Consider the following 26,331-nt stretch of genomic DNA (forward strand, 5'->3'; position numbering starts at 1 on the left):
CCTAGTGTCCTTGGACGTCGGAATCGACTCCCGCGTCTGGCCCGGCGTCGAGGGTTTGCAGGCGGTCCAGGTCCTCTCTGTCCAGTTCGAAATCGAAGACGTCGAGGTTCTCCTGCATGCGCTTCGGGTTGGCCGTCTTGGGGATGGCAACCAGGCCCTGCTGGACGTGCCAGCGAAGTACCACCTGGCCGGGGGTCTTTCCGTGCTTTTCGGCGAGACTGGCCAAAATAGGGGCGTTCAGGAGATCGCTTCTTGCGCCGAGCGGGCTGTACGACTCCGTGACGATGCCGTTGCGTTCGTTGAAGGCGCGGGCGGCTGTCCGCGGAATGGCCGGGCTGATCTGGATCTGGTTGACGGCGGGAACCACGTCCGTCTCCGCAAAGAGCCGGTCCAGGTGGGCGGGCTTGAAGTTGGAAACTCCAATGGAACGGACCTTGCCCGATGCCTGCAGTTCTTCGAACGTCTTCCAGGTGGAAACGAACTCATCGCGCCGGGGGAGCGGCCAGTGGATGAGCAGCAGGTCCACGTACTCAAGGCCAAGACGCTTCAAGGAGCCGTCCAGGCCGGCGACGGCCTTGCCGGAGCCTTGGAACTCACCGTCGAGCTTGGTGGTGATGAACAGTTCGCCGCGGTCCACCCCGCTGTTCCGGATTCCTTCGCCCACCCCGGCCTCGTTGCCGTACTTCACCGCGGTGTCGATGTGCCGGTAGCCGAGCGACACGGCTTCCTCAACGGCCTTCGCAACCTGGGTGTCATCCAGCGGCCACGTGCCAAGGCCCAGTTGCGGGATCTTGTATCCGTCATTGAGTTCTATGAGCGGGGCTGACGCCATGGGCACGATCTCCTTTGCTGAACGAAAAAGACAGATTCCTTGCTTTTCTACGCCGCGGACGTGGTGCTTGGCAACAGTGTCCGCCGCGACCAGTCGTAGAGCTGGTCAGTCAACTCCATGTAGTCATCCTTCACCACCTGCAGTTCAGGATGCCGGTCGTGCCACTCCACGATTTCCCGGGCACCATCGGCAAAAGGAATAGTGGCAGTGAAATCCGGTACAAGGGCTTTGATCTTTGAGTTGTCGAACACAACCGAGTGGGAACGATCGCCCAGCAGGTTGGGACCCAGTTCCGCGCTGTGGGCCGCAATGGTCTCCGAGGACACGTGGAACAACTCCGGCTCCGCAACACCCGCGGCCCTGGCGAAAAGCCCATAGATCTGGTTCCACGGCAGGAACTCATCCGAGGTGATGGTGTAGCTCTCGCCGATTGCCTGCGGACGCCCGAGGAGCCCGACGAATGCCTTGGCAAAGTCGCGGCTGTGCGTCAGCGTCCATAGCGACGTTCCATCGCCGTGGACCAGCACAGGCAGTCCTGCACGCATCCGGTGGATGTCCGTCCAACCACCCACCATCGCGATCTTGGTGCGATCGTAAGTATGGGACGGGCGCACCACCGTCACGGGGAAATCCTGTTCACGGTACGCCTCCCACAGGAGTTCCTCACAGGCGATCTTGTCCCGCGAGTACTGCCAGAACGGATTCTTCAGGGGCGTGGATTCCCTGATGGGCAGGGTGGTAGGCGGCTTTTGGTAAGCCGACGCTGAACTGATGAACACATACTGGCCCGTGCGTCCACGGAACAACTCCATTGCAGTCCGGGCCTGGTCCGGAGTGTAGGAGATAAAGTCCGCGACGGCGTCGAACTCCCTGCCGCCAAGTACCTCACGCACCGCTGCCGGTTCCCGGATGTCCGCATGCAACACTTCGGCGCCGTCCGGGACCGGCCGCCCGGCTGACCGTCCCCGATTAAGGATGGTCAGCCGGTGGCCCAGCGCCACGGCGCGTTCAGCCGCCGAGGTGCTGATGACGCCGGTCCCGCCGATGAACAGGATGTTCCGCGGCGAGACGGTGTCCGCTGCTTTTCCAAGGATGCCTGTGTGAAGGTCGGTCACCAGGCGTAATCCTCGGGAGCGGGGCGATGGCCCGGGAAGATGTCATCCAGCCGCTTGAGGGCGTCGTCACTGAGAGTGACGTCCAGGGCGCGGATGGCGGAGTCCAGCTGCTCCTGGGTGCGGGGACCCACAATCGGTGCCGTCACCGCGGGCTGGTGCAGCAGCCAGGCGAGAGCCACGTCGCCGGGTGCATGGCCCAGTTCGTCAGCAAAGTCCTCGTACTGGCGGATCTGGTCTTCGTGCTGGCGCAGGGTCTCCAAGGCGCGTCCTTCGGTGCGTCGGACGCCCTCTTCTTCCTTTTTGAGCACGCCTCCCAGCAGGCCGCCCTGCAGGGGAGACCACGGGATCAGGCCCAGGCCGTACTGCTGCGCTGCCGGAATCACTTCGAGTTCCAGCTCGCGGCGGAACAGGTTGTAGATGGACTGCTCGCTCACCAAGCCCGTGTAGTTCCGCCGGTGTGCTGCCTCCTGGGCCTGGGCGATGTGCCACCCGGCAAAGTTGCTGCTGCCCGAGTAAAGGATCTTGCCCTGCTGGACGGCCACCTCGATGGCCTGCCAGATCTCGTCCCACGGAGTGTCCCGGTCGATGTGGTGAAACTGGTAGATGTCGATGTAATCCGTCTGCAGCCGCTTCAGGCTGGCATCCAAGGCGCGCCGGATGTTCAGGGCGGACAACTTGGACTCATTCGGGCGGTCCGTCATGGTGCCGTAGAGCTTGGTGGCGATCACCGTGCGTTCCCGGCGCTCGCCGCCCTTGGCGAACCAGCGGCCGATGATTTCCTCGGTCCAGCCGCGATGTTCCGTGCCGCCGTAGACGTTGGCGGTATCGAAGAAATTGATCCCGGAATCCAGCGCGGAGTCCATGATCGAATGGGACGTCTCTTCCTCGGTCTTAGGGCCGAAGTTCATGGTGCCCAGGCAGAGGCGGGAGACTTTCAGGCCGGAGCGGCCAAGATGCGTGTACTGCATGCTGTTGTCCTTTGTTAGTGCCGGGCTTACATCTGGGTGAAGGAGGCGACGGCGGGATCGGAACCGATGCGCGCGCCCGCCTCAAGGGCGGTGATGGCCGCAAGTTCGGACTCGGTAAGGCTCAGGTCCGCAGCGCCGAAGTTCTCGCGCATGCGGCTGGAGTCCGCGGACTTGGGGATCACGATGGTTCCCTGGGCCAGGTGCCAGGCGAGGATCACCTGGGCGGGAGTGGTTCCGTGTGCCGCTGCGACGAGCGCCACCTGCTCGGCGTTGAGGTCCTTGCCCTGGCCGAGCGGGCTGTAAGCCTCGACGGCGATGGTGAGGTCGCGGCATTTGGCGGCCAGGTCGGCCTGTTGGTAGGTGGGGTGCAGTTCGATCTGGTTGACGGCCGGCACTACCTCGGACTCGCGCAGGAGGGTGTCCACGTGGTCGGCGAGGAAGTTGGAGATACCGATCGCGCGGATCTGCTTGTCATGGTAGAGCTTCTCCATTTCCTTCCATGCCTTGGTGTACAGCCCTTGGGACGGGACGGGCCAATGGATCAGGTAGAGGTCCAGGAAGTCCAGGCCCAACGCGTCGCGGCTGCGTTGGAAAGCGTCGTAGGCCTCGCCCTGCTCGCCGTTGCGCAGCTTGGTGGTGATGAAGACCTCGTCCCGGGAAAGTCCGGAAGCTGCAATTGCGGCGCCAACGCCGGCTTCATTGCGGTAAGCCGCGGCGGTGTCGATATGACGGTAACCGGCCTCGAGGGCGTCTTCCACTACCTTCTGGGTCTCTTCCGGAGGCACTTGGAAGACACCGAATCCAAGCTGCGGAATGGTGACGCCGTTGTTCAATGTCAACTCTGGCATGAGGGTCTCCTTCGAAAGTGGTGTGCGTTGTCGGATCTCCGGAAAACGTTTTCGGAGGCTCTGCTTTGAGCCTATTCAGTTTTGGCCACTACGTCAGCAGAAGTGCGTGATCCTGTTTTTCCTAGGTCTGCCAGTCCTACCCAAAGAGGTGGTGGCGCCGGCTGTTGCACCGGCAGAATGGATGGATGGGTCAAAGCGCTGAGTTCGGAAAGTTCCTCAAGGTCATGCGTGCGCGCCTTTCCCCGGAAGACGCCGGCACGCTCGGTTCAACCGGCTCCCGCCGGGTCCCGGGGCTTCGCCGGGAGGAAGTGGCCAGGCTGTCCGGAGTAAGCACCGACTACTACACCCGCCTGGAGCAGGGGCGGAACATCCATCCGTCCAAGGCGGTGCTGGACTCCGTGGCGAGGGCACTCCGCCTGGATGCGGGGGAGCGGGCCCACATGATGGACCTTCTTGCGCACTGCGCCAACTCGGCCGCGGGGCCGGGGCCGGTTCAGAAAGTGCGTCCGGCCGTGCGGCAGTTGCTGGACGCAGTGGGCGACGTGCCGGCGATGGTCCTTGGACGCAGGACTGACGTCCTGGCCGCCAACCGCATGGCCAACCTGCTGTTTACCGACTTCACCTCCTTGCCCGCCGCGGAAAGGAACCTGACCCGTTGGCTCATCCTGGATGCCAGCGCAGGAACGCTGTTCCGGGACTGGAAGACCGTTGCCGCCGAGGCCGTTGGAGCGCTGCGCATGGATGTGGGCCGCCACCCGAACGATCCCCAAACCAACCAGCTGGTAGGCGAACTCGCCGTTCACAGCGAACAATTCCGCCAATGGTGGGCCGGGCACAGGGTAGCTTCGCGGTCCGCCGGAACAGTCCGATTGCACCATGCCGTGGTGGGCGACCTTGAACTGAACTTCGAAACCCTGAGTCTCCCGGACGACGCCGACCAGCACCTGCGGGTCTATTCCGCAAAGGCCGGTTCGCCGTCGTCGGACGCTTTGACGCTGCTGAGCAGCTTCGGCGAGCCGGACACGGTTACTGAGGTTCCAGAACCCGCCCGCCGAGATGACAGTTAATGCCAATGTTCGCGGTGATTATTGGCATTAACTGTCAATTCGGCGAGCGGTTGGCCGTGGCTGGCGCCTAGCGCTCCAGGCGGAAGCCAAGCTTGATGGTGACCTGCCAATCGGCAACCGCACCATCCTCGAGGTGGCCGCGGATTTCCTTGACCTCGAACCAATCAAGGTTGCGCAAGGTCTGCGACGCTGTGCCGATGGCGTTCTTGATGGCGTCGTCGACGCCCTCGGTGGAAGTTCCTACAATCTCGGAAACGCTGTATGTGTGGTCAGCCATGGTGCTCCTCATCATCGTGTTACGAATCCTGGAAATCGGGCCTGCGCGCAGGCCGTCCATGCAGACTAGCCCACGGAAGTTCGTGCGGCCAGAGCTAGTTTTCGCGCCAATCGTTGCTGGTGATGTGCGAACCCGCTTGTGGTCCCATTTGCAGCATCCCGCCGTCCACGGGCCAGGAGGCGCCATTGACGTAGCTGGATTCGGGGGACGCCAGGAAAGCTACGACGGCGGCAATCTCGCGTGCGTCGCCGGGGCGGCCCACGGGTACTCCGGGACGTTCTTCCCGGTGCGGGTCCTCGTCCGTTTGGCCCGTCATGGGGGTGGCGATCTCACCGGGTGCCACGTTGTTGGCCGTGATGCCGTACTGCGCCAGCTCCAGTGCCATGGTCTTGATGAGGCCACCGAGTCCATGCTTTGAAGCGTCGTACGCTGATGCGCCTACCCGCGGCTGGAACTCGTGCACGCTGGTGATCGCGATGATGCGCCCGCCGCGGCCTGCGTCCACCATGCGCTTGGCTGCCGCCTGCATGGCTACGAAAGCACCGTTGAGATTGGTGTCCAACGTCTGCATCCACGTCTCAAAGTCCAGCTCCAGGAACTTGGTTCCGTCTCCGGTTCCTGAGTTGTTGACGAACACATCCACGCCGCCAAGTTCGTCGGCCAGCCGATCGATCGTCGCCGCCGTCTCCTGAATCCTGGTGGTATCCAGCTGCTGCACTACTGCCTTGCGGCCCAGGCCCCTGACTTCTTCGGCCGTCTCCTGGGCGCCCTGCTCATCCGAGTGCCATGTGATTCCCACGTCCATGCCTGCTTTGGCCAGCGCGACCGCCGTGGCGCGGCCAATGCCGGAATCCGAACCCGTGACGATCGCTGTCGTCGGGTTGAAAGCTTGCTGTGCCATGATCCTGCCTTTCGGTTGTGATCGAGCCGATACCGTATCCCTACCCGTTGGGACACGGCCGTAAACAAGGAGCAGCGGCAACTGGTGATCGCGTGTAAATTTCTTTGAAGTACCACCGGACCACCACCCATGAATCCATCAATGAGGAGAACTCATGTCAGAAGTGATCGTCGTCGGCGTTGACGCCAGCGAAACGGCCAAGCGGGCAGCCGTGGCGGCAGCCAAGATGGCCAAAGCACTCGGCGCGGAACTGCACGTCATCAGCGGCTTTTCTGATGACCGGATCGAAGAGTTCGGCAGTGGCAGCGATCGCATTACGGTCTCCTCGGCGGACTCCGCCGAGTACGTTGCGCGCAAGGTGGCCGAGGAACTGGACATCCCGGACAACAGCGTGAAGTACTACGCTGCCCGCGGTACGCCGGCCAACGCCCTCATCAATTACGCCGAGTCCAACAAGGCATCCCTGATCGTTGTGGGCAACAAGCGCATGAAGGGCCTTGGCCGCGTGCTGGGCAGCATCGCCAACAGCGTGGCCCACGGCGCCCCGTGCGACGTCTACATCGTGAACACGGAAGTGGACGCCTAAGACCCAAGTAGCTGGCAGCAGGGGTTGTTCTGAGGGCTCAGAACAACCCCTGCTGCCAGTCAGATGGGCTACCGCTCTTCCACGGGACCACTTTCCACCAGCGCGTAGACGCGGCTGGGGCTGCCTGTGCCGCCGACGATCGGCAGGGGAGCAACAACCAGGGTGGCGCCCGTAACCGGCAGCCGGTCCACGTTCCGGAGCGAGGTCACGCCGTACTTGTCCGCACCCAGGAGGAAGGAGTGGACGGGGAACATCGGGTCCAGGGAGCCCGCCTGGCCGGCGTCGATCCCCACGGTTTCAACGCCGAAGCCGCTGATGGAGGCGTTGCTGGCAAGCCATTTGGCACCTGCCGCAGAGACCCCGGGAGTGTGCGGGCCGGCGTCGTCCGCGTTCACGAAAGCGGCAGCATCGGCGCCCCGGGCTGCCCAGCCGGTCCGGAAGATCACCCAGCAGTTCTCCGGGAAAGGGCCATGCTCTTCCTGCCACTGTTCAAAATGTTCCGGTTCCAGGAGGAAGTCCGGGTCTGCGGTGGCTTCCGCAGTTTTGTCGAGCACCACCAGCGGACCCACGAGGCGGTGCGGCTCGATCTTGTCCACGGACTTGCCGTCCTTGCCCGTGATCCAGTGGACCGGAGCATCCAAGTGCGTTCCGGCGTGCTCGCCCACCGTGACGTCGTTCCACGCCCACGCCGGGCCGGCGTCGTCGAAGTTGCTGACCGGCGAGACCGACAACCCGACCGTGTTCGCAAAAGGCTGCGGCAGGTTCAGGATGGGGGTTTCGGGGCTGAGCGGGGTAGTGAGGTCGATGATTTTCACCGAGCCGTTGGAAAGGGCTGCAGTGAGCCCGGCCAGAACAGACATTGTTCTCCTATCGCTGGTTTCGCTTGAAAGGGTTGGATTTCCTGGTTGTCAGACGCTGTGCCACGAGGTGGCCTGAACCGCCGGAGAGGCCCGGGCCGGGGTGGGTGGAAGCCCCGATGTGCCAAAGTCCTTTGACGGTCGTGTGGTGCCCGGCGGCTTGTGGAAACGGCCGCCAGAGCAGGTTCTGGAAGAGCTCGGCCGAGCCGCCGTACGGGTCACCGCCAACAGCGTTCGGGTTGATTGCAGCGAGGTCCGTGGGGGCGATGATGTCCGAGGCCAGAACGGTAGCCTGCGTTCCCGGCGCGAACTGCTCAAGCCGCTCAAGGACACGGTGCAGGTAGGCCTGCTTCAGCTTCTCCGACCAACCCTCGGCCACGGACAGCTCACCCGCAGCGTCCCCTACCGGCTCGAACGGAACCTCCTGGAGCTGCAGCCACAGCGTCGCTTTGCCTTCCGGTGCCCTGGAGGGATCCAGGACGCACTGCTGTCCCACCACGATGGTTGGTTCCACCGGCAAGAGTCCCGCCTCAGCCTGGGCGCACGCGATGCCCGTGCTGTCCGATCCGTTGCTGATATGGACCAGCGGAACCTTGTTGAGGCGGGGATCCAACCATTGGACCGGCTTGTCCAGGGCAAGGTGGACCTGCATGGCGCCGCGGCCGTTTTGATACCTGCGGGCGGCGTCGGCCAGGTGTGCCGGGGCATCAGGCAGCAAGCGGGTGTAGAGGGCCTGGGGCGAGACGTTGGCCAGCACGGTGTCCGCTTGGACGATCCCCTCGGAGGTGCGGACCCCGGTCACCGAGCCGGACACCGAAAGGATTTCCCGGGCTTCGGTGCCAAGCATGATCCGCACTCCGTTGTCCCGGAGCAGCGATTCAAAGACCGCAACAAAGCGTGCGGCTCCGCCCTTGACCACCGGCAAGCCGAAAGTGTGCATGCTCATGGCCATCACGGGCAGCATCACGCCACCTGTTGCCTGGTCCGGGCCGAGGCCTGCGTGCAGGAGCCAGGGCGACCACAGCTGGTCCGTTTCCCAACCATCGAAGCGGCTGCGGAGATAGTTGCGGCCGCTCATCACGGCGTCCCTGAGAAAGGCCTCGTTGGCCTTCACTTTGCCGGTCCGCACAGCGCCAAAGCCCAGCCGTGCGAGCTCTTTGGGGGACCGCAATTCCGCCCCGAACGCCCCGAAGACGGTCCCGGCGTGACGGCCCAGGTCATCGAGCATGGTGAGGTAGGCCTGTTGATCCGCCGGGTGCTTGAAGGTCTTCGCCGTCTCCGCAGGATCCCGGTGGGCAAGGGCCACCCTGTGCTCGCCGGTCACAGGGTCCGCAGCCACTGACGCGGTGACGGCGCCGTCCGTGTTGCAGTACTCCAGGCCCCTCTTGTGCAGTTCACTGCCCAACACGGCGTACGCGCCCCCGGAAACAAAGAGCGGATGCCACGACGAAAACGAATCGTGGATAAACCCCGGCAGAGTCCGTTCACCCGAGTGGATGAAGCCGCCCAGCCGGTCGGATTGCTCGATCAGGCAGACCTGTTGTCCGGCGAGGGCAAGCTCCGCAGCGGCAACCAGGGAGTTGATACCGGAGCCGATGACGGCAACGTCGTTCATGGATGATGCCCTCTCAGAAGTCGGGGTGGCTGGCTGTCGCGTGGTACTTGCCGCTATGGAACACAAGGGGAGAACCGCCGTCGTTGCTGTACTTCTCCACTTCGCCAACGTAGATCACATGGTCGCCTGCGTCGTGGCGCGACACTGTGCGGCACTGGAAGGTAGCAACCGCGCCGTCCAGCACGGGCACCCCGGCAATGCCTTCGGTGGTTTCGGCACCTTGGAACTTGTCCGAGGCCGGCGTAGCGAACTGGCGGGACAGCACGTGCTGATCGCTGGCCAGGACGTTGATGGCGAAGTGCGTCGATTCCTCGAAATCCGTCAGGCTCGGGGCCCGCTTGCTGGGGCACCACAGGACCAAGGGCGGTTCCATGGACACTGACGTGAAGGAGTTCGCCGTCATGCCCACCTTCCGGCCATCCGGGGAGACGGTGGTGACTACCGTGACGCCGGTTGCGTATTGGCCCAATGCGCTGCGGAAATCACGCACATCGAAGACGGCGGAGTCCTCTTCCTTGCGCGCCTGCATGAAGTCCGCAGCCGCCGTCGGGTCGAACCACCACGGGTAGGAAGTCCGCGGATCGTCGAACCCGGCCACGATGCTTGCGGCCAGGGCCGGATGCTCGGCGGCTTCGCGCAGGAGGGTGGCCTGATGGTCCCGACGCGGCTTGAGCAGGTCATTCGTCCACGCCACCGACCACTGGCCCCACCCGCGCCAGAACTCGTCGAACGTGCGCTCCATCCATTCCCTGTTGAACGGTTGCCGGCCACGGCGCACGATCGCATCGAGGTAGTACTTGGCTGCCAGCGTCGCGTTGTTTGACCCCTGGCCGGTCAGTGGATCGTTCAGGACCACGGCGTCGCCGAGCCCGAAGACCAGGCTGCCGTTCGCCAGTTCCCCTACCGCGGACCGCACCGTCGGAGTGATGCGTCCCAGGAGCGTGGCGCCGTCGTCGGTCAGAGCGGCGCCTTCGAAAGCGGCGGCCTCGTGCGGGAAATGGTCCCGGAGCAGCTGCAGCGAACGCTCCAGCTGGTCTTCGGGACTTACGACGCCGGACCAACAGTCCATGGGGCCGCCCACCACTCCCTCGAACACCATCATGCGGCAGGGGCCGGACGCGGTGAGCCCCGGGAAAGTGAAAAACTCACCCACTCCCGGCGCCATGGACATCCGGATGGCGGCAGCCCCGCCGTCGTCCGTTCCGGTAGCGGTGACGTAATTGAGCGCCAGCACCCGCTGGGGACGGTCGAACGGCGACTTGGCCTTGTCCCGGGGGAACACCTGCCCGATTTCGCCCTTTCCGGTGCTGACGATCACCAACTCGTAGTCCCGGGCCAGTTCTTCCAGGAGGCGGGGAGTGACTTTCTCGATCCGGAAGTCGCCGCCATTCGCGACGAACCGTTCGATCCAGTGCGCGCTCTTGAGCCGCTGGTCAACGGACCTTGCCGGGCCGTCCAGGGGGGCTTCCCACTCAATCGGTTCCTGGCCCTCAACGCGCAGGTGGATGGAGCCGATGGCGGGGGCAGCTCCTGAGTCGGGAATCGCGGTTCCCATTTGTGCTTCGGCGTCCAAGGCGGGTGCGAACATGCACTGGCTGGACATGACTTTTCCGGACCTGATTTGGGCTGCCGAGCGGTCCGAGAACAGCGTGACGGCGTAGCCCTCCCGTTGCAGGCCCAAGGCCAGCTGGGCGCCGGATTCGCCGGCTCCGATGATTGCGATTGTGCGCATGGTAAATCCTTATTAGCAGGGGCGTGCTATGAAAATCCGGGGTCAGGAAACCTTGGCACCCAGGGCTGCGAGGTAGTCCTCGGCTTTGTCCGGGTACATGAACCACTCCTGGAATTCCGGCGGGTGGTTGAAGCCGTTGGCAAAGCGGTGCGCGATTTCCGGAACCTGGTTTGCCGCGCCCAGCAACTCAAGGACGTGCGGCGGGGGAGGAGCCAGCAGGGCATTGGTCCAGTGTGCAACGTGTCGGGCGTAATCCCAATAGCGTTCGAACGTGGCCTGCATGAATGCCGGGTCATAGCGGCGGTCGCCGTGCTCAATGATGCTCTGCAGGTACGACGCCGCGCACTTGCTGGCGTTGTTGGAACCCTGGCCGGTGATGGGATCGTTCAAAACCACGACGTCGGCAAGGCCAAGTACCTGCCTGCCGCTGGGGAGCGCGGCAATCGGGTGGCGGACGGTGGGGGCGAAGCGGCCCTGCAGGATGCCGTTGGGGTCGGTCAGATGGACGTCAGTAGCCCGTTCGGCTTCCCATGGAAGGAAGGTCTCAAGGATGTTCTTGGACGTTTCCAGGTGCTCGTCCGGAGTAAGGCCCTTCCACGCGTCCATGGGACCGCCCGGGACGCCTTCGAAGACCATGATTTCGCAGGGGCCGGTGGTGGTCAGTGCTGGAAAAACGAAGTACTCGCCCACGCCCGGGATGAGGTTGAAGGAGACCGCTGAGTACTCTTCGCGGGGCTTCAAGCCGGTGACGTAGGTGAGGGCCAGAGCGCGCTGGGGCGTGTCATAGGTGCTGCGTTCAGCGTCCCGGCTGAAGAGTTGGGCGATCTCGCCCTTGCCGGCGGCCACGATCACCAGGTCCGAGTTCAGTGCATAGCATTCCAGCTCATCAACGCCTGCATCCTCGAACACCAGCTCGCCGCCGCGTTTGATGAACTCCTCCATGAACCTTGGGAACTTGACGCGCTGGTCGATGGACTGGGCGTGGTTGTCCAGCCTCGAGGCCCAGCTGATGGCCTTCTCACCCGGAAGTTCGGGGTGCGGGACGGTGAACGAGATCCCGTCAACGGTGGGTGCATCGGGCCGCAAATCAAGTCCCAACGCCCGCTCGTGCTCCAGGGCGTTGTGGAAGATGCACTGGCTGGAGGCAACCTTTCCGTCCCGGATCTCTTCCGGCGTCCGGTTGGAAATGGTGGTTACCTGGTAGCCGGCGTTCAGCAGGCCGATGCCCAGCTGAAGGCCGGACTGGCCTGCGCCGACGATCGTAATGTGGCGTTGCGTCATGGTTCTTGCCCTTCTATGGTGGGGACGTTTTCGAAGCGGTCGGGTGGATTTTTGGGGGTTAGTTGGCGGCCAGGAGGGGGATGGTCTCTTCGGCGCGCTCCGGGCCCAGTGCCGAATAGCCGCCATCCACGGCCCAGTCTGCGCCGGTCACGAAACTGGCCTGGTCACTCGCCAGGAAGGCGACGATGTCACCCACTTCGCGTGGCCGGCCCACTCTTTTGAGGGCGTGGAAAGGCGCGGCAACAGCGTCCGTCTTGTCGAGGTTTCCGTTGCTGAGGGAATCCATGATGTTGCTCCATACCCAGCCGGGGCTCACCGAATTGACCCGGATGTTGTCCGGGGCGAAGTCGACGGCCATGCTGCGGGTGACCTGGACCAGCGCAGCTTTGCTGGCGGGGTAGAGCCAGCGGCCGGTCTGGGCAACGGAACTGGAAATGGAGGTGAAGTTGATGATCACACCGTGTCCGGACTTTGCCAGATGCGGCCTGGCCGCGTTGGCGGCCATTACTGCGCTGACCAGGTTGACGTTGAGGGCCTCGAGCCAGTCCTCACGGCCGGAGCCTGCGCCTTCGTCCTTGTAGGTGCAGGCCAGGTTCACCAGGATGTCCAGGCCGCCGTGGCGGACCACTGTCTCCTCGATCAACTCGTTGAGGGCGGAGTCGTCCGTGATATCCGTGTGGGAGTAGTGGATCCCTTCCCCGAGCGCCTTGGTGACCGTACCGCCGTCGGGGTCAATGTCGGCTACCACCACAGTGGCTCCTGCATCGCGCAACGCAGTGACAACGCCTTGGCCCACCTTGGTTGCTCCGCCCGTGACCACTGCGGTCCTGCCTTCGAGTCCTGACATGGCCAAACCCTCTCCTTTGTGGATTCTGCTGATGAGCGAATGTGGCGTGCTTCATATTCGCTGTGAAGTGACTCTAGGTAGCCGCCGGCCTCCCGGAATATCCACTTGGCGCGGACGTCATCCGGAATGCGCAACGGAGGCGGAATCAATCGCCGGGGTACTGGTCGTCGTCTTCCTCGAGCCACCCAACCCAAGGAGCGGACGTCACCGTTGCCTCCGGCGTGCGCAGCTGCTTTTCCCAGGCCTCAAAGTGCCGCTCCCACTCATGGCGGCGGTCGTGAACCAGCTTGATGTTCTTCACGGAGTTTCACCTCCCTTCAGTGCTGTTGCGGAAATATGACGTACGTCATACTTGGTCTAAGAGCGACTTTAGGCAGCTGCTCAGGTTCGGAATATCCGCCAGGCGTAAGGATCATCCGGAAAGCGAAATGCCGTAGCCAGACCCTAGGTAGGTGCCATGTGGTGAGGATCCTTCCCCGCGACGTCTTGCGTGGGCGGCCGACGACTGCCACCAGGGATGTTGACGAGGCGCACGCGAAAATTGCCGAGCTGTTCTGCGGCCATGAACTTGCGCCCCGTGCCAGCAAGGCTGCCGTGGACATGAAGCTGCGTTCGCTGCACCGCGGGGATGTAGGGATCGAGTTCCTGGATTACGGGGCCGATGTGCGGATCGAGCCGGAGGGCCTGCAGGATTTCCATCTGGTTCAGATCCCATTGGCGGGCCACGCCTCCATGCAGGTGGGGTCAGCCAGTGTTGAATCAACCCCGCGTATGGCTTCCGTCCCGCCTGTTGACCGCCCCTTCAGCATGTCGTGGGATGCGGGCAGCCCGCACCTGATTGTGTATGTTCGCCGGACTGCGCTTGAACGGGTGGCCGCATCACTCAACGGTGGCCTGGAGCCCAAAGGCGGGCTCGGCTACGGCATGGACCTCACAACCGCGGCCGGCAGGGCGTTCCTGAGGTCCGTCGTCGAACTTCACCATGACCTGATCAGCAAGCCGCAAGCGGCCACGCCTGCGTTCGTGCAGGGATTGCTGGCGGACAGCATGATGTCGCGGCTGCTGATGGCCATGGAAGCTCCGGAGCCGGGGATGCGGGATGTGGAAACGGAGAGTCGCTTGGTCAGGGAATGCCGCGAGCTGTTGGAGCGGCATGCCTTCGAGGAACTCACAGTGCCGGACATCGCGGAGTGCCTTGGTGTATCGGTGCGCACGCTGCAGACGGCGCTCCGGGCCGAATGCGGTGCTACGCCGTCGGAGTTGTTGCGGTCGATCCGTCTGGACCGCGCCCGCGAGATGCTCTTGGAGGCCGATCCGAGGGAGCAAACGGTGACCGCAGTGGCCGAGCTGTGCGGGTTTACCCACCAAGGACGGTTCTCGGCGCTGTACCTGCAGACATTCGGCGAATTGCCGTCGGAGAGTCTGCGCCGCTAGCCCAACTGACTGGCATTAGGGGTTGCTCTGAGCCCTCAGAACAACCCCTGCTGCCAGTCAGATCGGTGACGCGCTAGGCCTCCAGCACGTACGTCTTCAGATCGTCCAAAGTCTGCTGCATGTGCTCATCCATGGCCAGCCGGGCGTCGTTGGCGTTGCGGGACTCCAGAGCCGTGGTGATGCTGCGGTGGTGCTTGATGGCGTGTTCCTGGATCTCGGGAACCGCGGATGTCTGCGTGCGGCGGGCCTCGAGCACGCGATGCAACGGCTCGAACAGTACGGCTACGAACACGTTGCCGGAGGCGTGCAGAATGACGTCGTGGAAGGCGAGGTCGGCCTCGACGAACGCTGCAACATCGTTGATCTCATGGGCGGACTGCATCTGCTCCACGTGATCCTTGAGGACCTCGAGGTCCTCGTCCGAAATGCGGCCGGCGGCGAGCTCACAAGCGCCGGTCTCCAGCATGCGCCGGAGTTCGATGAGCTGGATGGCGGCCGCCGCGTCCTTGGTACCTTCGGACGCCGCACGCAGCACGGCCTCGAGTGAAGTCCACTGATTCAGGGGGTTCACGAACGTTCCCCGGCCGCGTTCAACACTCAGGATCTTCTGGGCTTCAAGGGTTTTCATGGCTTCGCGGACCGTCATGCGGCTCACCTCGTGGCGCGCGCTGAGCTCCAGCTCGCCCGGGACTACAGTGCCGGGCGGAAACTCGCCGGCGACGATCCTGTCCAGCAGCTCATCAGCAACGACGCCGACCAGCGACTTGCGTGCCATGGGTCCCCCTTTCCTTGCTTCCGATCTCCCATCCCGCGGTTCCCCCTTGGGCAGGATGGTTGTCAGACATCTTACGCTGGCAGTGGCCGGCTTGTTTTCCAAAACTCCATCAGCGTCACAGCGCATGCCTCCGGCTGTTCCCAGTGGACGCTGTGCCCCGCGTTCTCCACCGCTTTGAGCTGCCTGCCTGGAGCAGCCGCTGCAAAGTCAGCCATCTGGTCGATGGAACGCACGCGGTCGCCCACTCCGGCGATGACCAGCAGGGGCGCCAGGACGCGCCCGGGTATTGAAGGCCCGACGCCGGTCATGGCCGCCAATGCGCTCGGGGCAAGGACCCGGAAGGGCAGGTCAAAGCCTTTGCTGAGCTTCTCTTGATCCTCCGCAGGGAGATCCCCGTACCAGGCCCTCATGCACTTCCCGACGAACCCTGCGTCGAAGTGTCCTTGCTCCACCTGCTCCCGGATCAGGTTGCGGAAACCGGCGTTGGGCGGCGCGGGCACCATTCCCACGAGCGTCAGCGTAGCCACGAGGTCCGGCCGTGCTGCGGCCAACGTCAGGGCGATGCTGCCTCCCATGGAGTGACCCAGCAGGTGTACGGGGCCGGAAGTCATTCGCCCGATCGTGGCTCCAACCGATGCTGCAGCCGTCTCCAAGGTCCACTCAAAGTCCTGCGGAAGTTCCTGGCCGGCGTGGTAACCGGGGAGGTCCAGGATCCACACGGTCTGACCGCGCTCCACAAGCTTCGAGGCCAAGGGCTCCCAGTAAGCCGAGCCGGATGCCCAGCCATGGATCAGGACTGCAGGGGGCTGGTTGTTCGGGGCCTCGGAGGGCTCGCGAACGTCAACAAAGCAGGGCGGGACCCCGATGTCAGCCATGGTCCCTAGCCTAGCCAGCGTGATCGCCTTGCGCGGTAAGGAGCGCTGTGTCACACTGGCATTGAAATGTTAGATGTCTGACATCTTACATTCACAATCATTGCCGCTTAGATTTCCCACGATGGAGTGTTCCGTGATCCCTGAAGCCGAAGTCCTGGCCGCCTTCCCGGCGGAAGTTCAGATCCCTGCGCAGCTGGTGGCCGACGCCGTTGCAGCGTCCTCGGCGAACAGCCCCCGCATCCTGGTTGTCCTGGACGACGACCCCACGGGTACCCAGTCCGTTGCCGACCTCGCGGTGCTGACCCGCTGGGACGTGGAAGATTTCACGTGGGCCTTCGATCACATCCGCCGGAACCAGACCAAGCCCGCCGTCTACGTCCTGACGAATACCCGCAGCCTGGACCCGGCCGAGGCGGCGGCGCGTAATGAGGAGGTCGTCCGCAACGCCCTTGCCGCAGCTGCCGGCGACGTGACCCTAGGCTTCGTGAGCCGCAGCGACTCCACCCTTCGCGGCCACTACCCGCTGGAGCCTGACGTCATCGCCGCAACCGTGGCTGCAGAAACGGGCGGTGCCACGGACGGCGTCGTGATTGTTCCCGCCTTCCCCGACGCCGGCCGCGTCACCATCGGCGGCGTGCACTACATGCGCGGCTCCGGGGACGACGCCGGCTCACTCACCCCGGTTGCTGAGACCGAATTCGCCAAGGACGCCACGTTCGGGTTCTCGAATTCCCGGATGGCCAAGTATGTGGAGGAGAAGTCACAGGGACGCTTCCCCGCGGAGGACGTGATTGTCCTGGACCTGAACATCATCCGCGCCGGTGCCTCGGCACAGGATCCCGCCATCTCAGCCAAGGCGATCGCCGACGCCATCGAGCCGGCCACCGACTCCACCCCGATTGTGGCGGACATCGTCACCGAGAATGACTTCCGTGCGCTGGCCCTCGGCCTGGAAGAAGCGGAACGCCGCGGCAAGAAGCTCCTTTACCGCGTTGGCCCGCCGTTCGTCCGTGGCCGCATCGGCCAGGAGATCCGCGAGGCCCTCACTGGAGAAGAGGCCTACGCCGGCAACACACCCTCCACCGCCGGGGGCCTGATTGTGGTCGGCTCACACGTTGGCCTGACCACCCGCCAACTCAACGTCCTCACCAGCGAACACAGCAGCGCCCGCATCATCGAGATCGACGTGGAAAGACTCGTTGCCGAAACCAAAACAGCAGCGGAAGCTGAGCAGTACATCGCAACAGTGGTCAGCGACGTCGTCGATGCCCTCCGGGAAGGCGACGTCATTGTCCACACCAGCCGCCTGCTCATCAAGACCGACGATCCCGCAGCGAGCCTGAAGATCGCCCGCACTGTTTCTGCCGCCGTCGTATCGGTCGTGAACCGGACCCTGAAGACCTTCCCGCCGCGCTTCGTCATCGCAAAGGGCGGCATCACTTCCTCCGACGTTGCAGCGCACGGCCTGGAAATCCGCCACGCGATTGTCCGGGGGCCGATGCTTCCCGGAATCGTCTCCCTCTGGGAACCCGTGGACGGCCCCGCGAAGGGCATCCCGTACATCGTCTTCGCCGGCAACGTGGGCGACGACCAGTCACTGGCCCACGTCACCCGCAAACTCAGCAGCACTTTCTAGAAACACCTTCAACGGAGAACATCATGACCAGCAACTACACCGTTACCGTCCTCGGCCTGGGTGCCATGGGCCTGCCGATGGCAACCCGCCTTGCATCCGAGCTGACCGTCCACGGCTTCGACATCGCCGAAGCCCGCCTGGATCTCGCCGCCGCGGCAGGCATCAAGACCTTCAGCACTGCCCGCGAAGCCTCCGAAGGCGCGGACGCCCTGCTCCTGGCGGTCCGCAACGGCGAGCAGCTGAACGACGTCCTGTTCGGTGAGAACGGCGTGGCTCCCGTCCTGAAGCCGGGCGCCGTCGTGATCCTCGGCAGCACCGTGGGCACCGAGGCCATTCCGGCAACGGTGGCCAAGCTTGCCGAATACGGTGTGTCCCTTGTTGACGCCCCGCTGTCCGGTGGCCCGAAGCGCGCCGGGGAAGGCGACCTCCTGATCGTCGTCGGCGCCGAGCCCGAGGCGCTCGGGAAGGCCCGTCCTGCCCTTGAGCTCCTTGCCTCCACCCTCAGCATCGTTGGCGACAAGCCCGGTGACGGCCAGGCCCTCAAGACCGTCAACCAGCTCCTGTGCGGCGTCCATATTGCCGCTGCTGCCGAGGCCATGGCCCTCGCCGACGCGCTTGGCCTTGACCAAGCCAAGACCCTCGCCGCGCTCGAAGCCGGCGCTGCGGGATCCTTCATGCTCTCCAACCGCGGCCCGCGCATCCTGGAGGCCTACACTGAAGAAGGCGCCGAAGTCCTCAGCCGCCTGGACATCTTCGTCAAGGACATGGGAATCGTCGGCAAGGCCACCCGCGCCGCCGGCCTGGCTGCTCCCGTCGCAGCCGCCGCCGAACAGCTCTACCTCCTCGGCCAGGCCCAGGGCCTCGCCGCTGCCGACGACTCCGCCGTCATCAAGGTTGTGGCACCCGCCAAGCGCACCGCCTAAGCGGAGCCGCAACCCCGCCAGCGTCCGCATGGGCGCTTCAGCACCTCAGTAAAACCCGCGACGACGGCGGTCCCCCCTCCGTCGTCGTCGCCACCTTTCGCCGGTCCCCGGACCGGTATGTCATAGGAGACATTTCCCCCAATGAACCCCCTCATTAACTCCTTGATGGTTCGCGCGGCCGACGCGCCCGCCATCAAACCCGCAGTGGAGCTGGGTACTCCGCTGCTGCTGACCATCGCCGCTGCAGGCATCGCACTGCTGCTGGTGCTGATCATCCGCTTCAAGATCCAGGCATTCGTCGCACTCCTGGCCGTCAGCATCCTTGTAGGCGTCGCGGCGCAGATCCCGCTGAAGGACATCTTCACGGTGGTGACCACGGGTGTGGGCAGCACCATGGGCAAGGTTGCGCTGCTGATCGCCCTCGGTGCCATCCTTGGCCGCATGATCGAGGTCTCCGGCGGCGTGCAGTCGCTGGCCACGCACTTCACGGAGAAGCTTGGCGCCAAGCGGGTAGCCATCGCGCTGACCGCGGTCGGCTTCCTTGTTGCCATTCCCGTGTTCTTTGAAGTGGGCGTCATCGTCCTCGTCCCGATCGTCTACGCCTTCGCCAAGATCGCGAACGTGCACCCGATTAAGTTCGGCCTGCCCATGGCCGGCATCATGCTGTCCATCCATGTGGCCGTCCCGCCGCACCCGGGCATCGTTGCCGGCGCCGGCGTCTTCGGCGCCGACATCGGACTCATCACGCTTATTTCGCTCATCATCTGTGTCCCGCTCGGCTTCCTGTCCTACTGGGTTGCCAGCATCATGAACCGCAAGGAGTACGAGTTGCTCCCCGGCGTCAAAGCACAGGTGGAAGAGTTCGGCTCGGCCGAAACCCTGGTTCACGTAGGCCACGACGGGCCCGGAGCCCGCGCCATCGCTCCTCCGCGTCCCGGCCTGATCATGTTCCTGATCGCCGCTCCCATCGTCCAGATCCTCCTTGGCACCGTCGGCACGCTGACCATCCCCAAGGACAACTACTGGTACGGAGTGGCGTCGTTCATCGGCAACCCGTTCTTCGCTCTTCTGGTTGCCGTTGCTTTGTCCTTCTTCCTGCTGGCGGTCCGCCGCCACTGGTCCCTGAAGGAAACAGGAGAGATCTTCGAAGGCGCACTTCCTCCCGTCGCATCCATCCTCATGGTTGTTGCAGCCGGTGGCGTGTTTGGCGAAGTCCTCCGCACGTCCGGCATCGGTGCCGCACTGTCCCACACCCTGGACAGCCTTGGCCTGCCGGTGATCGTGCTCGGCTTCATCATCTCCCTCGCCCTCCGCGCCGCGCAGGGCTCGGCAACCGTCGCAATCGTCACGACGACGGGCCTGCTCACCTCCGCGGTCATGGAAGGCGGCTACTCGCCGGCCCAGATCGCCGTGATCGTGATCGCCATCGGGTTCGGTTCGCTCGGCTTGTCCCACGTTACGGATGCTGGCTTCTGGACCGTGGTCCGCTACTACGGCCTCACCGTGTCCGACGGACTCAAGACCTGGACCGTTCTCACCACCATCCTGGGCTTGGCCGGCTTCGCCCTGACGTACGTGGCGTGGATCCTCGTGGGCGGGCTGGGCCACTGATGCGTGCCCAACTCGACCAGCTGGTCAGCTCTGCCCTGGCCGCCAGATCCGCCGTTCCCGCTTTCACGTGCTACGACTTCACCACCGCCATGGCCGTGGTTTCGGCGGCCGAGGAAGCACGGTCAGGCGTGATCCTGCTGGTAGCCCCGAAAACCGCGGCAACGCCCAACGGGCTGCGGCTCATTACAGCCTTGCGGGGACTGGCAGACAATGCCGGTGTTCCGGTCTCCGTGCAGTTGGACCACGCCTCCGACCTGCAGGTCATCCGTGACTCCGTGAATGCCGGTGCGGACGCCGTCCTGGCCGATGGTTCGTCCCTGGCCTACGAGGACAACATCGCCCTGGTTCGCGAAGTCCGTGCCATGCTCGACGCCGACGGCCATGCCGACGTCGTCATTGAAGCGGAGCTGGGTGGCTTGGCAGGGGACGAGGACCGGGCGTTCGGCGCCTCGGGTGAAGCCCCCGACGCCGGTCCTTCCGTTGCGGGTTTGACGGATCCGGAGCAGGTGAGCGACTTCGTCGGGCGAACCGGCGCGCAGTTGCTGGCAATTGCGGTGGGTAACGTGCACGGAAAGTACACGGGCGAGCCCAACATCCGCTGGGACGTCCTGCAGGACGTCGCCGCCCGGACCGATGTTCCGTTGGTGCTCCATGGCGCGTCCGGCATTCCAGCCAGTGAGCTCTCCAAAGCGTCCGCCATGCAGGTGGGCAAGGTGAACTTCAACACCGAGCTCCGCACCGGGATCCTCGCCACGCTCGAGGCTGAGACCGCGGCGCACCGTGCGGACGGCGAGAACCTGCAAGGCTTGCTGGCGCGTTGGAACGGCTCGGCATGGTCGTTCGCCGGTGCCACGCTGGCGATGTTGAACGCCTGACGGCAAGCGCACCAACAGTCCTCAAACGGGGACGAGGGGAGGCTAGGATCAACTCATGATCCTGGCCTCCCTGATTTTTGCCCTGGTGGCAGCGTTGTTGCACGTCTACATCTTCACCATGGAGTCCATCACCTGGACCAAGCCGGCCACTTGGAAACGCTTCAGCATCACATCGCAGGCGGACGCCGTAACCACCAAACCGCTCGCGTACAACCAGGGCTTCTACAACCTCTTCCTCGCAGTCGGGGCTCTGGCAGGCATTGTTGCCGTCTGGGCCGGGGCTCCGCAGGTTGGCTGGACCCTCGTGTTCAGCTCGTGCGGATCCATGCTGCTGGCGGCCCTGGTCCTCGCGGCCAGCGGGCGGAAGTACCTTCGCGCCGCGGTGCTTCAAGGCACAACCCCGCTGCTCGCCGTCGTGCTCGGGATTGTGGCCCTCCTGCTGCCGTAGAGAAGTCCTTGCCGCTAGGACGCGGGCGGACCATCCTGGGCTGCGGCTTGGTCCATCCAAAAGACTTCCCAGTGGTGGCCGTCGAGGTCCCGGAATGCGCGGCTGTACATGAACCCGAGGTCCTGGGCGTCATAGGTTTCCGTACCGCCCGCTTCCAATGCTTTGGTGGCAAGCGCATCCACAGCTTCACGGCTGTCGGCCGAAAGCGCAACGATGGCCGCCGTCGAGTTGTGAGTGTCGGCGATGGGTTGCTTGGTGAACTGGGAGAACTTGTCGTGCGTCAGGAGCATGGTGTAAATCGTGTCGCTGAAAACCACGCAGGCTGCGGTTTCATCCGTGAAGTTCGGGTTGATGGTGTATCCGAGTGCGGTGTAGAAGGCCTTGGACGCCTCGAGGTCGCTGACAGGCAGGTTCACAAAAATGGAAGTTGTCATGGCTTTGATCCTGCCGGTTGCAGGTGGCTCCGTCCAGACTTGGTCCACGTTTTGTGGACAAGGATCATGAGCCGTCCCTCCACAACGGCAGCCCCCCGGACTCTGGTCCCACCAACCGCTCGGGCGGACAATGGTGTAGCACCACAGAGCATGCATCCTAGGGAGAGCCATGGAAAGGGCAAGGCAGAGTCAACCTGCGCAGCGCGACCCGGCAATCGACCTTGTGCGCTTTGTCTGCCTGCTCTTGGTGGTAGTGGCCCATTGCATGATGGTCAGCCCGGTACTGCACCGGGACGGAACAGTCACCACTGAGAACACCCTCATGGAGCAAGCGTGGTTCACGCCGGTGGTGTGGCTCCTGATGATTGTTCCTCTGTTCTTCGTCCTGGGCGGCGTCACCGGGCTGCAGTCATGGCGGCGCTTGAAAGCGCGGGGTGGCACAGGCTTTGACTTCGCACAGCTCCGGCTCCTGCGGTTGGTCCGGCCTGCCATGGCTTTGCTGGCCCTAATGTGGGCGGTGCTGTGGGCGGCACTGCTGCTGGGCGTCCATCCGCAAGTGATCCAGCTGATGACTACAGGCGCCGCAATGCCGCTCTGGTTCCTTGCGGCGTTCCTGACCGCGCAGCTCAGCATCCCCCTGCTGGCCCGTCTCCATGACCGGCACCCGCTGGCGACCTTCGGGGCGCTCGTTGCCCTGATCATCGCCGTCGATTCCTTGAGGGGCGCCATCCCCTTGCTGGCCTTCACCAACCTGATTTTTGTCTGGTGCGCGGTGCAGCAACTGGGCTTCTTCATGGTGGACGGCTATTTTGAGCATCGCAGCCGTCCGTGGTTGCTCGGGATGGCGGTCTTCAGCAACCTCCTGCTCGGGCTTGCCACCGGGGTGGGCCTCTATCCAGGCAATATGGTGGTGAACATCAACCCGCCCAACCTGTGCCTGCTGCTCTTGGGCGTATCCCAGGCGGCAACGCTTCAGCTGCTCCGGCCCGGTGTGCGCTGGCTCGGCTCCGTACGCTGGGTGCAGCGGGTCGTTGCTGTTGCCGGTCGCCGTTCCATGACGGTCTACCTGTGGCATCTTCCCCTCCTTGTGGGCATGTCCGCGCTCCTGTTGCTGACCGACTTTCCAAAGCCTTCAGCCGGCACTGCCGAATGGTGGTGGGCGCGGATCCCCGTGTTCTGCGCGGTCGTGGGCCTCTTGCTACCTACCGTCGCGCTTCTTGGACGCCTCGAGGACCGTCCGACGGCGGCCAGTCACGCCCGGGGCCCCTCCAGGATCGCAGTGGTAACTGCCGCCGTCGTCGTTTTTGTTCCCGTCGCTGACGCCGCGTTCAACGGCCTGACGCTGGCGCTGCTGGGTGGCGGAGCTGCCTGCTTCGCGCTCGCGGTCCTGCTGCTTGGCAGGGTTCCGACGCCGGTGCTGCCGCCGGCTCCGGTGGGAGCTTCCGGCGAGCGGAACCACCAACTCTCCGCATTGCCAGAGCAGGGTTTACGTGCCAATCTCGAATCATGACCGAGCAAACCGACTCCTTGGCAGACTCGTTCCGCGCTGGCGTGACCACAGTGCGCAACGACCAATTCCACCGCTACGAGCTGCGTGTCGACGGTGAACTGGCGGTGATTGCCCAGTTCATCAACCGGCCCGGTCACATCGATTTCACGCACACGGAGACCAAGCCCCAGTTCAAGGGCCAGGGGCTGGCCAAGGTTCTGGCGCACTTTGCGCTGGACGACGTGGTGGCATCCGGAAAGCGCATCATTCCCCACTGCCCGTATATCGCTGCCTACCTGCAGAAGCACGAGGGTTACGAGCTGGACGTCGACTGGCCGGCGGAGAAGCCGGTGGGGGAACCGGACAACGAGTAGGCCCTAACCCAACCGCCCGGGACGTCGGCGGGGCTTGAGGGAAGAACCGCGGCTGGAAGGGCGATAGGCCACCTCCGGGCGCGCTGGACCGGACATCCATCCCGTAGGCGCTCCGTTGAGCGAAACGATGGCGTCGTGTTCGTCGGCGATAATTTCGCCGCGGCATGTAGCTTGCACCTGCATCGCACTGATCAGGCTGCCTCCGTGGAGGTGGTCCGCATCAGTGACCCTGTACGAGAAAGTCCTCATCATGGTCTGGCCCGGCTCCAGGCTTGGTACCTCCAGCTCCTCGGATCCGGGGTTGGAGGTGTAGTTGAGCGAGTCCATGCCCTCGTTGGTGAAGGATCGCGGAATGAGGCGCACTTGCCTTAGGTGGCTGCGTGAGTCATTGGTGACCCATGCGGTGAAGATGACCGTATCGCCCGGGACGGCGTGCGCCCTGTCAGCCCTGTAAAGGAGCGCCACCCGGCCGGCATGCTTCTTGCGGATCAAGGCTCCGGAACGCCGTCCGGGCAGGCCTCTCGCAACCTTTTCCGGCCGTCCCGGCGTGCCTTGATTCAGGGCGCGGACGAGCTTCAGCGTGTGGCGGTTACCGCGGAGGTCCATTGATCCTCGATCCACTTGGGGGCGTGATATTCCCCTTAGTGGGCCTTAGGGGCGAATCGTGACGCAGATGACGCGATCGTATTATCCGGTTACGCATCTTGTTTCAAGTGGCCCGCAATCTGATGTAACACTATTGTTTGTGGATCAAGTATCGGAGGTCGGGGGTGACGGTGGTGCCCCGACCTTGGCGTTGGATGATTACACCGACCCCCAGGCGATCGCCCTGGTGCGGGAAGGCAGCCAGGAAGCCTTCGATGTCCTGTACCGGCGCCACTTGAACGCAGCCCTCTATGTCGCGCGGACGCAGGCTGACAATTTCAGCGATGCGGACGACGTCGTGGCAGAGGCCTTCGCTTCCATTTACCAGTCGTTGACTGAGGGCAAAGGCCCCAAAGAGTACTTCCGATCCTATCTGCTCACCGTCGTTCGGCGCACAGCCCACGACCGGAACCGCAAGTCGCGCCGAGTGCCGGTTGCGGGTGACAACGGCGTTCTGGACTCCGTCGTTATAGATGAAGACCGCATCATCAATGAATTCGAGTCAGCCGTCATGGCCAAGGCGTTCAGGTCATTGCCCGAGCGCTGGCAGGCAGTCCTGTGGCACGTCGACATTGAAGGCTTGAAACCGGCGGCTGCGGCTCCTTTCATCGGGTTGAGCCCGAACGGCGTGTCGTCACTTGCCCTCAGGGCGCGGGAGGGCCTGCGGCAGGCGTACCTTCAGTTCCACATCGGCGGATCACCCGACGACGGGTGCGCAGAGTTCTCCAGCCAGTTGGGGAAGTATGCGCGGAACGCCTTGAAGCGCACTACCCGCGAAAAAGTGGACGCGCACTTGGCCGGCTGTGCCAAATGCACCGCCTTGCTCGTGGAACTCAACGACATTCAAAGCGGCATGCGCACGCTCCTGTTCCCGCTGCTCACGGGTGTTGCCTTCACTCCCGACGTCGTGGCGGCCTACTTGTCGGGGACAGCACCCCTTCCCGGAGGGACGTCTGTAGCAGCGGCTTCCAGTGATGCCCGGAGGTCCGGGAGCCCGGGAAAGATCACCGCCGCGGTGGTGGCGGGAGCCCTCGCTATTGCCGGGCTGGCTGCTGCGCTGGTCCCCACCGGTTCCGAGACGACGGCCGCACCGGACTCCGCGACAGAAGCACCGCCCGCGGTCGTCGAGCCTTCCGCCACGCCTTCCGGCCGCGCCGAACCGCCGGCTGCCACCCCGACGTCGGTCCCTCCTGCGGCGGCCCCCACGGAACCTGCGGCGTCCCCGGCTCCGCGGCCCGCCGTCGTCGTGGTCCCGATTGCGCCCGCTGCTCCAAGGGCGGCATCGGTTGTGGACTCACCGGTTGTTCTTTCGACATCGAGGCCCGCACCTTCGAACGCGGCCTCAGCCGCGGCTGCCCGAACCGTTGACGCGACTTTCACCGCGGTTCGCGGTTCCAATCCCACGGAAAGGGAACTGAACCTCGTGTTCTCGCTGATGGACAACGGGGCTGCGGAATCCGCCGAGGCAATCTTCAGCCTGCCGGACCAAGCCACGTTTGTTGCCGGCAAGACCACCAGCCCCGCAGGGTGGACATGTTCCAGCGCGGCGGAAAACAGCCGGCAGATCCGGTGCGCAACTCCTGCTCTTGATCCTCACGGCCTTGATTTCAAACTTGTGGTCGCCATGCCGGTAGCCGCGGACCGGGGCACCCTGCATTACCAGTTCGGCGGCCAGGGCATCGTCACCAAGACATTCAGCAACGCCTTTCATTAGCCAGTGCCTCGCGAATCCGGCCGCCAGACATGCCATCACCTCGTGGGTTGGCTGAATTAACCAAAAAAACTTCGAAATTCGCGACACGAAAGCTGTCTTGCGCCCACAGATAAGTGGTGAGCCGACTGTCGGTCTCTACTGCTGAAGTATGCCGCAGCTTTCGGCGACACGA

27 protein-coding genes are annotated in these 26,331 nt (G+C 64.0%); 11 read left to right on the forward strand and 16 right to left on the reverse strand.

Translation table 11 applies throughout. From position 1 onward, the window contains the following. Position 1: 1 nt before the first annotated feature. Genes RI444_RS01230 through RI444_RS01245 form a run of 4 tightly spaced genes read right to left on the reverse strand, consistent with a single transcriptional unit; the run spans position 2 to position 3,763 of the window. Positions 2–832, reverse strand: coding sequence for an aldo/keto reductase (locus tag RI444_RS01230; RefSeq protein WP_021471296.1), 831 nt, complete (start codon positions 830–832; stop codon positions 2–4). Between the two features lie 47 nt (positions 833–879). Beyond that, positions 880–1,947, reverse strand: coding sequence for an SDR family oxidoreductase (locus tag RI444_RS01235; protein ID WP_021471295.1), 1,068 nt, complete (start codon positions 1,945–1,947; stop codon positions 880–882). Continuing rightward, entirely contained in the window at positions 1,944–2,915 is a 972-nt protein-coding gene (locus tag RI444_RS01240) for an aldo/keto reductase (protein WP_021471294.1), read from the reverse strand. Before RI444_RS01240 ends, RI444_RS01235 begins: the two co-directional genes overlap by 4 nt. Before the next feature lie 26 nt (positions 2,916–2,941). After that, complete coding sequence (locus RI444_RS01245) at positions 2,942–3,763, reverse strand: aldo/keto reductase (protein WP_021471293.1); 822 nt, start codon at positions 3,761–3,763, stop codon at positions 2,942–2,944. 185 nt (positions 3,764–3,948) lie between these two features. On the opposite strand from RI444_RS01245, the gene RI444_RS01250 reads away from it, so the two are divergent. Further along, on the forward strand, positions 3,949–4,830 hold the full coding sequence (locus RI444_RS01250) for a helix-turn-helix transcriptional regulator (RefSeq protein ID WP_021471292.1): 882 nt from the start codon (positions 3,949–3,951) through the stop codon (positions 4,828–4,830). A 67-nt stretch (positions 4,831–4,897) separates the two neighbouring features. Here RI444_RS01250 and RI444_RS01255 read toward each other — a convergent pair whose 3' ends face one another. After that, positions 4,898–5,107 carry a dodecin gene (locus RI444_RS01255; protein WP_031216171.1) on the reverse strand — a complete coding sequence of 70 codons (210 nt, stop codon included), beginning with the start codon at positions 5,105–5,107 and terminating at the stop codon, positions 4,898–4,900. 94 nt (positions 5,108–5,201) lie between these two features. Beyond that, complete coding sequence (locus RI444_RS01260; protein ID WP_021471290.1) at positions 5,202–6,008, reverse strand: SDR family oxidoreductase; 807 nt, start codon at positions 6,006–6,008, stop codon at positions 5,202–5,204. Between the two features lie 154 nt (positions 6,009–6,162). On the opposite strand from RI444_RS01260, the gene RI444_RS01265 reads away from it, so the two are divergent. Continuing rightward, positions 6,163–6,594 carry a universal stress protein gene (locus RI444_RS01265; RefSeq protein WP_062094639.1) on the forward strand — a complete coding sequence of 144 codons (432 nt, stop codon included), beginning with the start codon at positions 6,163–6,165 and terminating at the stop codon, positions 6,592–6,594. Positions 6,595–6,662: 68 nt separating this feature from the next. Here the strand turns inward: RI444_RS01265 and RI444_RS01270 are convergent, their stop codons facing one another. The 6 genes from RI444_RS01270 to RI444_RS01295 form a co-directional block, all read right to left on the reverse strand. Continuing rightward, entirely contained in the window at positions 6,663–7,454 is a 792-nt protein-coding gene (locus RI444_RS01270) for a cyclase family protein (protein ID WP_021471288.1), read from the reverse strand. Between the two features lie 7 nt (positions 7,455–7,461). Beyond that, positions 7,462–9,066 carry a phytoene desaturase family protein gene (locus RI444_RS01275; protein WP_062094642.1) on the reverse strand — a complete coding sequence of 535 codons (1,605 nt, stop codon included), beginning with the start codon at positions 9,064–9,066 and terminating at the stop codon, positions 7,462–7,464. A 13-nt stretch (positions 9,067–9,079) separates the two neighbouring features. Beyond that, the gene (locus tag RI444_RS01280; RefSeq protein ID WP_207605243.1) at positions 9,080–10,798 is read right to left on the reverse strand and encodes a flavin reductase; all 1,719 of its coding nucleotides are present in this window, start codon (positions 10,796–10,798) and stop codon (positions 9,080–9,082) included. A 42-nt stretch (positions 10,799–10,840) separates the two neighbouring features. After that, entirely contained in the window at positions 10,841–12,079 is a 1,239-nt protein-coding gene (locus RI444_RS01285; protein ID WP_207605242.1) for a styrene monooxygenase/indole monooxygenase family protein, read from the reverse strand. 58 nt (positions 12,080–12,137) lie between these two features. After that, the gene (locus RI444_RS01290; RefSeq protein WP_207605241.1) at positions 12,138–12,926 is read right to left on the reverse strand and encodes an SDR family oxidoreductase; all 789 of its coding nucleotides are present in this window, start codon (positions 12,924–12,926) and stop codon (positions 12,138–12,140) included. A 145-nt stretch (positions 12,927–13,071) separates the two neighbouring features. Next, entirely contained in the window at positions 13,072–13,227 is a 156-nt protein-coding gene (locus RI444_RS01295; RefSeq protein WP_021471283.1) for a hypothetical protein, read from the reverse strand. Positions 13,228–13,388: 161 nt separating this feature from the next. Here RI444_RS01295 and RI444_RS01300 point away from each other — a divergent pair, with 161 nt between their 5' ends. Further along, positions 13,389–14,360: an AraC family transcriptional regulator gene (locus tag RI444_RS01300; RefSeq protein WP_242703172.1), complete on the forward strand. Its 972-nt coding sequence runs from the start codon at positions 13,389–13,391 to the stop codon at positions 14,358–14,360. 73 nt (positions 14,361–14,433) lie between these two features. On the opposite strand, the gene RI444_RS01305 is transcribed toward RI444_RS01300, so the two are convergent. Together RI444_RS01305 and RI444_RS01310 are read right to left on the reverse strand one after the other, a co-directional pair. Then, entirely contained in the window at positions 14,434–15,135 is a 702-nt protein-coding gene (locus tag RI444_RS01305; RefSeq protein ID WP_069696024.1) for a FadR/GntR family transcriptional regulator, read from the reverse strand. Between the two features lie 71 nt (positions 15,136–15,206). After that, positions 15,207–16,010, reverse strand: coding sequence for an alpha/beta fold hydrolase (locus RI444_RS01310; protein WP_207605239.1), 804 nt, complete (start codon positions 16,008–16,010; stop codon positions 15,207–15,209). A gap of 121 nt (positions 16,011–16,131) precedes the next feature. Here RI444_RS01310 and RI444_RS01315 point away from each other — a divergent pair, with 121 nt between their 5' ends. The 5 genes from RI444_RS01315 (at position 16,132) to RI444_RS01335 (ending at position 21,503) form a co-directional block, all read left to right on the forward strand. Then, complete coding sequence (locus RI444_RS01315; protein ID WP_410510794.1) at positions 16,132–17,646, forward strand: four-carbon acid sugar kinase family protein; 1,515 nt, start codon at positions 16,132–16,134, stop codon at positions 17,644–17,646. Positions 17,647–17,669: 23 nt separating this feature from the next. Then, entirely contained in the window at positions 17,670–18,569 is a 900-nt protein-coding gene (locus RI444_RS01320; protein ID WP_021471278.1) for an NAD(P)-dependent oxidoreductase, read from the forward strand. Positions 18,570–18,710: 141 nt separating this feature from the next. Then, the gene (locus RI444_RS01325) at positions 18,711–20,180 is read left to right on the forward strand and encodes a GntP family transporter (RefSeq protein ID WP_021471277.1); all 1,470 of its coding nucleotides are present in this window, start codon (positions 18,711–18,713) and stop codon (positions 20,178–20,180) included. Beyond that, a complete protein-coding gene (locus tag RI444_RS01330) occupies positions 20,180–21,055 on the forward strand; it encodes a class II fructose-bisphosphate aldolase (protein WP_021471276.1) in 876 nt (291 codons plus the stop codon). Before RI444_RS01325 ends, RI444_RS01330 begins: the two co-directional genes overlap by 1 nt. Positions 21,056–21,110: 55 nt before the next feature. Beyond that, positions 21,111–21,503 (forward strand): DUF1304 domain-containing protein, encoded by a 393-nt coding sequence (locus tag RI444_RS01335; protein ID WP_021471275.1) that lies wholly within the window; start codon positions 21,111–21,113, stop codon positions 21,501–21,503. A gap of 14 nt (positions 21,504–21,517) precedes the next feature. On the opposite strand, the gene RI444_RS01340 is transcribed toward RI444_RS01335, so the two are convergent. Continuing rightward, on the reverse strand, positions 21,518–21,937 hold the full coding sequence (locus RI444_RS01340) for a VOC family protein (protein ID WP_031216166.1): 420 nt from the start codon (positions 21,935–21,937) through the stop codon (positions 21,518–21,520). A 169-nt stretch (positions 21,938–22,106) separates the two neighbouring features. On the opposite strand from RI444_RS01340, the gene RI444_RS01345 reads away from it, so the two are divergent. Together RI444_RS01345 and RI444_RS01350 are read left to right on the forward strand one after the other, a co-directional pair. After that, entirely contained in the window at positions 22,107–23,447 is a 1,341-nt protein-coding gene (locus tag RI444_RS01345) for an acyltransferase family protein (protein WP_207605237.1), read from the forward strand. Beyond that, the gene (locus RI444_RS01350) at positions 23,444–23,800 is read left to right on the forward strand and encodes a GNAT family N-acetyltransferase (protein ID WP_021471272.1); all 357 of its coding nucleotides are present in this window, start codon (positions 23,444–23,446) and stop codon (positions 23,798–23,800) included. Before RI444_RS01345 ends, RI444_RS01350 begins: the two co-directional genes overlap by 4 nt. A 3-nt stretch (positions 23,801–23,803) precedes the next feature. Here RI444_RS01350 and RI444_RS01355 read toward each other — a convergent pair whose 3' ends face one another. Next, positions 23,804–24,406 (reverse strand): hypothetical protein, encoded by a 603-nt coding sequence (locus RI444_RS01355; protein WP_021471271.1) that lies wholly within the window; start codon positions 24,404–24,406, stop codon positions 23,804–23,806. A gap of 139 nt (positions 24,407–24,545) precedes the next feature. Here RI444_RS01355 and RI444_RS01360 point away from each other — a divergent pair, with 139 nt between their 5' ends. After that, positions 24,546–26,159, forward strand: coding sequence for a sigma-70 family RNA polymerase sigma factor (locus RI444_RS01360; protein WP_031216163.1), 1,614 nt, complete (start codon positions 24,546–24,548; stop codon positions 26,157–26,159). The last annotated feature ends 172 nt before the right edge of the window (positions 26,160–26,331 follow it).

The sequence above is a fragment of the Paenarthrobacter sp. AT5 genome (assembly GCF_032764245.1).
GTDB lineage: Bacteria > Actinomycetota > Actinomycetes > Actinomycetales > Micrococcaceae > Arthrobacter > Arthrobacter ureafaciens.

Bases quoted from the DNA above. Each gene is read 5' to 3' on its own strand.
- RI444_RS01270 (WP_021471288.1), bottom strand. From the start codon at position 7,454: ATGTCTGTTCTGGCCGGGCTCACTGCAGCCCTTTCCAACGGCTCGGTG.
- RI444_RS01245 (WP_021471293.1), bottom strand. From the start codon at position 3,763: ATGCCAGAGTTGACATTGAACAACGGCGTCACCATTCCGCAGCTTGGA.
- RI444_RS01320 (WP_021471278.1), top strand. From the start codon at position 17,670: ATGACCAGCAACTACACCGTTACCGTCCTCGGCCTGGGTGCCATGGGC.
- RI444_RS01335 (WP_021471275.1), top strand. From the start codon at position 21,111: ATGATCCTGGCCTCCCTGATTTTTGCCCTGGTGGCAGCGTTGTTGCAC.
- RI444_RS01305 (WP_069696024.1), bottom strand. From the start codon at position 15,135: ATGGCACGCAAGTCGCTGGTCGGCGTCGTTGCTGATGAGCTGCTGGAC.
- RI444_RS01355 (WP_021471271.1), bottom strand. From the start codon at position 24,406: ATGGACCTCCGCGGTAACCGCCACACGCTGAAGCTCGTCCGCGCCCTG.
- RI444_RS01350 (WP_021471272.1), top strand. From the start codon at position 23,444: ATGACCGAGCAAACCGACTCCTTGGCAGACTCGTTCCGCGCTGGCGTG.
- RI444_RS01240 (WP_021471294.1), bottom strand. From the start codon at position 2,915: ATGCAGTACACGCATCTTGGCCGCTCCGGCCTGAAAGTCTCCCGCCTC.
- RI444_RS01330 (WP_021471276.1), top strand. From the start codon at position 20,180: ATGCGTGCCCAACTCGACCAGCTGGTCAGCTCTGCCCTGGCCGCCAGA.
- RI444_RS01255 (WP_031216171.1), bottom strand. From the start codon at position 5,107: ATGGCTGACCACACATACAGCGTTTCCGAGATTGTAGGAACTTCCACC.
- RI444_RS01315 (WP_410510794.1), top strand. From the start codon at position 16,132: ATGGAGTGTTCCGTGATCCCTGAAGCCGAAGTCCTGGCCGCCTTCCCG.
- RI444_RS01345 (WP_207605237.1), top strand. From the start codon at position 22,107: ATGGAAAGGGCAAGGCAGAGTCAACCTGCGCAGCGCGACCCGGCAATC.
- RI444_RS01310 (WP_207605239.1), bottom strand. From the start codon at position 16,010: ATGGCTGACATCGGGGTCCCGCCCTGCTTTGTTGACGTTCGCGAGCCC.
- RI444_RS01290 (WP_207605241.1), bottom strand. From the start codon at position 12,926: ATGTCAGGACTCGAAGGCAGGACCGCAGTGGTCACGGGCGGAGCAACC.
- RI444_RS01340 (WP_031216166.1), bottom strand. From the start codon at position 21,937: ATGACAACTTCCATTTTTGTGAACCTGCCTGTCAGCGACCTCGAGGCG.
- RI444_RS01265 (WP_062094639.1), top strand. From the start codon at position 6,163: ATGTCAGAAGTGATCGTCGTCGGCGTTGACGCCAGCGAAACGGCCAAG.
- RI444_RS01325 (WP_021471277.1), top strand. From the start codon at position 18,711: ATGAACCCCCTCATTAACTCCTTGATGGTTCGCGCGGCCGACGCGCCC.
- RI444_RS01250 (WP_021471292.1), top strand. From the start codon at position 3,949: ATGGGTCAAAGCGCTGAGTTCGGAAAGTTCCTCAAGGTCATGCGTGCG.
- RI444_RS01285 (WP_207605242.1), bottom strand. From the start codon at position 12,079: ATGACGCAACGCCACATTACGATCGTCGGCGCAGGCCAGTCCGGCCTT.
- RI444_RS01275 (WP_062094642.1), bottom strand. From the start codon at position 9,066: ATGAACGACGTTGCCGTCATCGGCTCCGGTATCAACTCCCTGGTTGCC.
- RI444_RS01280 (WP_207605243.1), bottom strand. From the start codon at position 10,798: ATGCGCACAATCGCAATCATCGGAGCCGGCGAATCCGGCGCCCAGCTG.
- RI444_RS01260 (WP_021471290.1), bottom strand. From the start codon at position 6,008: ATGGCACAGCAAGCTTTCAACCCGACGACAGCGATCGTCACGGGTTCG.
- RI444_RS01230 (WP_021471296.1), bottom strand. From the start codon at position 832: ATGGCGTCAGCCCCGCTCATAGAACTCAATGACGGATACAAGATCCCG.